We start from the raw sequence: 7,233 nt of genomic DNA on the forward strand, positions 1-7,233 counted from the left end.
GGTGGGTGGGGACAACCCCGGCCGGCCGAGAACCCCCCGTCACGCCACGTCCCGCCGGTTCGCCAGGACCGGGACGGCCGCCCTGGCCGCCGCCACCTCCGTGAGATCCACGTCGTGGACCAGCAGCCCCGGCGCCGCGCCCAACCGGGCGCGGACCTCGCCGAGCGGGGAGACGACCGCGCTGTGGCCGATCCCCGTCGGCGCCTTCGACTTCGGCGCCGGCCCGACCGTCGTCGGGTCGGCCTGGCCGGCGGCCACGATCCAGCAGGTGCTGTCGAGCGCGCGGGCCCGCACCAGCAGGTCCCACTGCGCGAGCTTGCCAGGACCGGCGCCCCACGAGGCCGGGACCAGGATCAGCCGTGCCCCGTCGTCGGCGAGCCGGGTGAAGAGGCCGGGGAACCGCACGTCGTAGCAGGTGGCGAACCCCACCCGGACGTCACCGAGATCGGCTGTCACGGCCCGGTCGCCCGGCGCGACCGTCGCCGACTCGGCGAAGCCGAACGCGTCGAAGAGGTGCACCTTGTCGTAGTGGGTGTCGACGCCACGGCCGGTGATCAGCAGGGTGTTGGTGACCCGGCCGTCCTCGGCCGGGGTGAACATGCCCGCCACCACGAGCACTCCGGTCCGCGCCGCGAGGTCGCGCACCGCCGTCGCCCACGGGCCGTCCAGCGGCTCGGCGACCGGGCCCAGCGGGATGCCGAACCGTGCCATCGCGGCCTCCGGGAACACCACCACGTCGGCGCCCTGGTCCGCCGCCCGCTCGGTGTCCCGTTCGATCGCCGCCAGGTTGTCCTTCGGCGAGACCCCGGAGGCCAGTTGACCCACCGCGATCCGCACCACCCCTCCCGATCCCATCGTGGTCATGGCAGTCCTCCTCCTCGTGCTCCAGGCCGTAGGGGACCATGGTCGTATGGCAACCCATGTGATCACAGGGGCAGGTTCGGGAATCGGCGCGGCGGTCGCGGAGCGGCTGACCAAGCGGGGCGACGAGGTGTGGCTGTGGGCGCGCGACGCCGGCCGCGCGCGGGAGCTCGAGGCGCTCTTCCCGGGCGCGCGCACCCTCGTCGGCGACCTCGCGGAGCCCGACCGGCTCTCCTGGGCGCTCGGCCACCAGTCCCCGCCGGACCGCGTCGACTCGCTCGTCCACAGCGCGGGCGTCGTCGACCTCGGCTCCGTCGGCGAACTCAGCACCAAGGTCTGGCACTCCACCCTCACCACCAACCTGATCGCCCCCGCCGAGCTCACCCGGCTGCTGCTTCCCCAACTGCGCGCCGCCGGCGGCCACGTCGTGTTCATCAACTCCGGCGCCGGGCTGCACGCGTACCCCGAGTGGGGCGCGTACGCCGCCAGCAAGCACGGGTTGCGCGCCCTCGCCGACGCGCTGCGCGGCGAGGAGGCCGCCAACGGCGTGCGCGTCACGACCGTCTACCCGGGCCGTACCGCGACGCCCATGCAGGAGAAGGTGCACCGGCAGGAGGGCCGGGACTACGAGCCGGAGCGGTGGCTGACCACGGCGGACGTCGCGACCACCGTGCTCACCGCGCTCGACCTGCCGCGCGGCGCGGAGGTCACCGACCTGACGGTGCGCCCCACCGGCTGACCACCGGCCGGCCGTCGTTGTCTACGTTGTCCCCGTGACTGAACCCTCAACGAACGCTTTCCCCTGGGGACCGGCGGCGGCCACCGGCGTCGGCTCGATGCCGGGCGAGGACGCCAGGGAGGCCGCCAGGATCGTGGCCGGCTCCCTGGAGACGCTGCTCCATCTGTCCGAGCTGCCGGCGCGCGGCCCGGGCGCGGACATGATCGGCCGGACGGCCGGCCTGCTCGTCGAGCTGTACGCCCGGGTCGAGCCGAGCGGCTGGCGGGTCGGGGACCGGCCGGGACGGGACACCCGCCGGGCGCGCGCCTGGCTCCGTGAGGACCTGGACGCGCTGGAGGAGTTCACCCAGGGCTACACGGGGGCGCTCAAGGTGGCGGCGGTCGGCCCCTGGACGCTGGCCGCCGCCCTGGAACGACGCAACGGCGAGGCCATGCTGGGCGACGCCGGCGCCTGCCGGGACCTGGCGGCCTCACTGGCGGAGGGGCTGCGCGGCCATCTCGCCGAGGTGCGCCGCCGGGTGCCGGGCGCCACCGTGGTGCTCCAGCTGGACGAGCCGTCGCTGACCGCGGTGCTGACCGGCCGGGTGCCCACGGCCAGCGGCTACCGCACCCACCGGGCCGTCGACCGCGCCGTCGCCGAGGAGACGCTGCGCGGGCTGGTCGCGGTGGCCGGCGACGACCCGGTGGTGGTGCACAGCTGCGCGCCCGGCGTGCCGTTCGCGCTGTTGCGCCGGGCCGGTGCCACCGCCGTCTCCTTCGACGCCGGACTCCTCACCGAACGTGACGACGACATGATCGGGGAGGCCGTCGAGGGCGGCATCGCCCTCTTCGCCGGTGTCATCCCCGGCGCCGGCGCCACGCCCGGTGAATTGTCAGACCCGGCCGGTACTGTCAGTGGAGTCAGATCGCTTTGGCGCAGGCTGGGGCTGTCTCCGGAGCTTCTCGCGAAGTCCGTGGCCATCACCCCCACCTGCGGCCTCGCGGGCGCCACCCCGGCGTACGCGGCGGCCGCGTTGGAGCACTGCGTCCGGGCGGCGAGATCCCTCGCGGACAACCCTGAGTGACGGGAGACGAGTTCAGTGGCCGAATCCGCCAAGGCCGAGCCCTCCGTGGGAGGCGCCTCGGTGCCGCAGTCCTCCGTGCCCCGGTCCTCGGTGCCGCCCGCGGCGAGGGAGCGGCACGCCCGGCTCGCCGAGCAGGTCGAGGAACACCGCTTCCGCTACTACGTGACCACGCCGGTCATCAGCGACGCCGATTTCGACCGGATGCTGCGCGAGTTGCAGGCCCTGGAGGACGAGCACCCCGAGCTGCGCACGCCCGACTCGCCGACGCAGCAGGTCGCCGGCACCTACGAGACGGAGTTCACCTCGGTCGACCACCGGGAGCGCATGCTCTCGCTGGACAACGCGTTCGACGACACCGAGCTGGACGCGTGGGCCGAGCGGGTCGCCGAGGAACTGGCCGGCATCCCGTACCACTTCCTCTGCGAGCTCAAGGTGGACGGCCTCGCGGTCAACCTGACGTACGAGCACGGCCGGCTGACCAGGGCCGCCACCCGGGGGAACGGCCGCACCGGCGAGGACATCACACCCAACGTGCGCACCATCGCCGAGGTGCCGCAGCGGCTGCACGGCGACCGGGTGCCGGCGCTGGTGGAGATCCGCGGCGAGGTGTTCTTCCCGATGGAGCGCTTCGAGGAGCTGAACGCGCGGCTGGTCGCCGCCGGTGAGAAGCCGTTCGCCAACCCGCGCAACGCGGCCGCCGGTTCGCTGCGCCAGAAGGACCCGAAGATCACCGCGAGCCGCCCGCTCCAGATGGTGGTGCACGGCATCGGCGCGCGGGACGGCTTCGAGATCGAGCGGCTCTCCCACGCGTACGACCTGCTCAAGGAGTGGGGCCTGCCCACCGCCAGGGCCGCCAGGGTCGTCGACTCGCTCCAGGGCGTGCGGGAGTTCGTCGCCTACTACGGCGAGCACCGGCACGCCGTGGAGCACGAGATCGACGGCGTGGTGGTGAAGCTCGACGAGATCCGGCTCCAGGGGCGGCTCGGCAGCACCTCGCGGGCGCCGCGTTGGGCCATCGCATGGAAGTACCCGCCGGAGGAGGTCAACACCAGGCTGGTGGACATCCGGGTGGGCGTCGGCCGCACCGGCCGGGTCACGCCGTACGCGGTGGTGGAGCCGGTCACCGTGGCCGGTTCCGAGGTCGAGTTCGCCACTCTGCACAACCAGGAGGTGGTCAGGGCCAAGGGCGTGCTCATCGGGGACACCGTGGTGCTGCGCAAGGCGGGCGACGTGATCCCCGAGATCCTCGGCCCCGTGGCCGACCTGCGGGACGGCAGCGAGCGCGAGTTCGAGATGCCGACCGACTGCCCGGAGTGCGGCACCGCGCTGCGGCCCATGAAGGAGGGGGACATCGATCTGCGCTGCCCCAACTCCCGATCGTGCCCGGCCCAGCTGCGGGAGCGGATCTTCTATCTGGCCAGTCGCCGATGCCTGGACATCGACCACTTCGGCTATGTCGCGGCCACCGCGCTCACCCAACCGCTCGAACCGGCCGAGCCGCCCCTGCGGGACGAGGCCCGGCTGTTCGAGCTCACGGTCGAGGAGCTGCTGCCCATCAAGTCCTACGTGCTCGACCAGGACACCGGGCTGCCCAAGCGCGACCCGGAGACCGGGGAGCCGAAGGTCGTCACCTTCTTCGCCAACCAGCAGGGCGAGCCCAAGAAGAACGCGCTGGCCATGCTGGACGCGATCAGGGAGGCCAGGCACCGGCCGCTGGCCAGGATCATTACCGGCCTCTCCATCCGGCACGTGGGCCCGGTGGCGGCCGAGGCGCTGGCCCGCGAGTTCGGGTCGCTCGACCGCATCGCGGAGGCGGGCGAGGAGGAGCTGGCCGCGACCGAGGGCGTCGGCCCCACCATCGCCGCCTCCCTGAAGGACTGGTTCGCGGTCGACTGGCACCGCGAGATCGTGGAGCGTTGGCGGGCCGCCGGGGTGCGGCTCGAAGAGGAGTCCACGGCGGACGCGGGCCCGCGTCCGCTGGTCGGGATCACCGCCGTGGTCACCGGCACCCTCCAGGGCTTCACCAGGGACGGGGCCAAGGAGGCGCTGCAGACCCGGGGCGCGAAGGTCACCGGCTCCGTGTCCAAGAAGACGCACTTCGTGGTCGTCGGGGAGAGCCCGGGCTCCAAGTACGACAAGGCGGTGCAGCTGAAGGTCCCGATCCTCGACGAGACGGGCTTCCGCGCGCTGCTCGAACAGGGCCCGGACGCGGCGCGGGAGCTCGCCCTGGTGACGGGTGAGGCCGAGGAGGGCGAGGAGGGCGAGGAGGCCGAAGCGTCCGAAGCGTCCGAGGAGGCGGAGGAGATCCAGGAGGAGGGCGGGAAAGGCGCGTCTGACGGAGAGTCGAACTCCTGAACTCGGGGCATATACCAGGAACATACGACCGCGCGACGTGCTTTCGGTAACCGTCGATGTTCCCTGCCCGTGTCGGCGCGCGGCGGCCTAGTGTGGGGTGGTGCGCCCGGTCGCGGGCGGGCGAGAACGGCCGTGAGAGGGACCCGAATGCAGTCAGCTCCCGGGGGGAGACGGCCCCCACCACGCGATCACGCGTGGCTGTCCCGCTACATCAGGCCGGCGCTGCCGGCCGCCGCCGGCATCGCCCTGGCCATCGGCGTCGCCCGGCTGCTGTCCGGCGGCCAGGCGGTGTTCCCCGCCGACCGCCCGGGGTGGGGCTTCGCCGTTCTCACCACGCTGATCGTGGCCCACCTCGTGGCCTGGGGCCGGGACCGCTGGTGGAGCGGAGGCAGCGGCTCGGGCGCGGCGCTGGCCCTGGCGATGCTCCTGCTCTACGGCTGGGTGCCGGCCGTGCTCGTCAGCCTGGCCGTGGTCAGTTTCGTCGGGGCCGCCCGCCGTGAGCGCCGCCGGGAGGCCCTGCTCCACGGCGCCATCGACGTCCTCGGCATAGGCGCGGCCGCCCTCACCCTGGCCGCCTGGGGGAACCGCCCCAGCATCGAGAACCGCTGGGAGCCGTCGGCCTGGGAGCCCACCACCGTCCCGCAGTTACTCCTGGGCGCCGCCGCCTATCTGCTGATCACCCGCACCCTGCTGTGGCTGAGCAGCGATCCGCCCGGCGGTCTGGCGTCGCTCGCCAGCGGCGTGCTGGCGCGGCAGGCCCTGGTGGCGGTCGCGCTGCTGTGCATCGTCCCGCTGATCGTGGTGGTGGCCGCCCACAAGCCGCTGCTGCTCCCGCTGTTCGTGGTGCCGCTGATAGCCCTCGACTCGACCTTCTGGATGGCCAGGGACCGGGCCGAGGACCAACTCCTCGACCCGCTGACCGGCCTCCCCAACCGGCAGTGGCTCCTGGAGCGCACCCGGGTCGCCCTGGACGAGGCCGACCGGGCCGGCGAGCGCGCCGCGTTGATCCTGATCGATCTCGACAGCTTCCGCTCGGTCAACGACACCCTCGGCCATCTCACCGGCGACCAGCTCCTGTTGCAGATCGCCGACCGCATCAGGCGGCAACTGCCCGCGAACGCGGCGGCGGCCCGGCTCGGTGGCGACGAGTTCGCCGTGCTGCTGCCCACGGTGGACTCCGCCACCAGCGCGCAACGCACCGCCCGCGCCGTCCTCGGCTCGCTGAGCGCCCCCCTCGAACTCGACGGCCTCACCCTGGTGATCGAGGCCAGCGCCGGCGTCGCCGTCTTCCCCGAGCACGCGCCCGAGGCCGAGGGCCTGCTGCGGCGCGCCGACGTCGCCATGTACGGCGCCAAGAACGACCGCAGCGGCGTCGAGGTCTACGACGCCAGCCGCGACAGCAACACCCCCGACCGCCTCGCGCTCCTCGGCGACCTGCGGCGGGCCCTGGAGGCCGGCGAGGTCGAGCTGCACTACCAGCCCAAGGTCCGCTTCGACGGCGAGGTCGCCGGGCTCGAGGCGCTGGTCCGCTGGCAACACCCCGACCGGGGCCGCGTCCCGCCCGACGAGTTCATCGCCATCGCCGAGACGTCGGGGCTGATGCCGCGGCTGACGGAGTACGTCCTGGAGACGGCGCTGCGGCAGGTCGCCCGGTGGCGCTCCGCCGGCCTGACCGTGCCGGTCGCGGTCAACGTCTCGCCGCGCGACGTCTACACCCCCGGCTTCGCCGGCGCGGTCGCCGCCCGCCTCGCCCGCCACGGCGTCCCGGCCGGATCCCTCCAGCTGGAGATCACCGAGCACGTGATGCTGGAGGACCCGCAGCAGGCCGCCGACACGCTGGCCGGGCTCACCGGCCACGGCGTGCGGATGTCGCTCGACGACTTCGGCACCGGCTACTCGTCGCTCGTTCACCTGCGGCGGCTCCCCGTCAGCGAGCTGAAGATCGACCGCTCCTTCGTGGCCCGCCTCACGGTGGACAGCGAGGACGCGGAGATCGTCCGCTGCACGGTGGAGCTGGCGCACTCGCTCGGGCTCGTGGTCGTCGCGGAGGGTGTGGAGGACGACGAGACGTGGGAGCGGCTGCGGGACCTCGGCTGCGACGCGGTCCAGGGCTGGCTGGTGGCGGCGGCGATGCCGCCCGCCGAGGCCACGGCCTGGCTTCGCGCCCGCGGATCGGGCGTGGCCGCCCTGCCGGCGTCGACGGCCTGATTTCCCC

Annotated in this window: 5 protein-coding genes; 4 read left to right on the forward strand and 1 reads right to left on the reverse strand. The window is 73.6% G+C overall.

From position 1 onward, the window contains the following. Positions 1–39: 39 nt before the first annotated feature. Positions 40–837 carry a carbon-nitrogen hydrolase family protein gene (locus E1283_RS28235; RefSeq protein ID WP_207930554.1) on the reverse strand — a complete coding sequence of 266 codons (798 nt, stop codon included), beginning with the start codon at positions 835–837 and terminating at the stop codon, positions 40–42. Between the two features lie 73 nt (positions 838–910). Between E1283_RS28235 and E1283_RS28240 the strand changes: the two genes are divergently transcribed. The 4 genes from E1283_RS28240 to E1283_RS28255 all read left to right on the forward strand — a co-directional run bounded on the left by E1283_RS28240 (position 911) and on the right by E1283_RS28255 (position 7,226). Further along, positions 911–1,600, forward strand: a complete 690-nt coding sequence (locus E1283_RS28240) for an SDR family oxidoreductase (protein WP_132820997.1) — start codon at positions 911–913, stop codon at positions 1,598–1,600. A gap of 34 nt (positions 1,601–1,634) precedes the next feature. Next, entirely contained in the window at positions 1,635–2,663 is a 1,029-nt protein-coding gene (locus E1283_RS28245; protein ID WP_132820998.1) for a methionine synthase, read from the forward strand. A gap of 60 nt (positions 2,664–2,723) precedes the next feature. Continuing rightward, the gene (gene ligA / locus E1283_RS28250) at positions 2,724–5,018 is read left to right on the forward strand and encodes an NAD-dependent DNA ligase LigA (RefSeq protein ID WP_132821000.1); all 2,295 of its coding nucleotides are present in this window, start codon (positions 2,724–2,726) and stop codon (positions 5,016–5,018) included. 147 nt (positions 5,019–5,165) lie between these two features. Further along, a complete protein-coding gene (locus E1283_RS28255; RefSeq protein WP_132820999.1) occupies positions 5,166–7,226 on the forward strand; it encodes a putative bifunctional diguanylate cyclase/phosphodiesterase in 2,061 nt (686 codons plus the stop codon). Positions 7,227–7,233 lie beyond the last annotated feature (7 nt).

This window comes from Streptomyces hainanensis (genome assembly GCF_004348415.1).
GTDB classification, from domain to species: domain Bacteria; phylum Actinomycetota; class Actinomycetes; order Streptomycetales; family Streptomycetaceae; genus Streptomyces; species Streptomyces hainanensis.

What these genes read in the sequence shown, in the direction of transcription:
- E1283_RS28240 (WP_132820997.1), top strand. Translation starts at nt 911, where the DNA reads ATGGCAACCCATGTGATCACAGGGGCAGGTTCGGGAATCGGCGCGGCG.
- E1283_RS28255 (WP_132820999.1), top strand. Translation starts at nt 5,166, where the DNA reads ATGCAGTCAGCTCCCGGGGGGAGACGGCCCCCACCACGCGATCACGCG.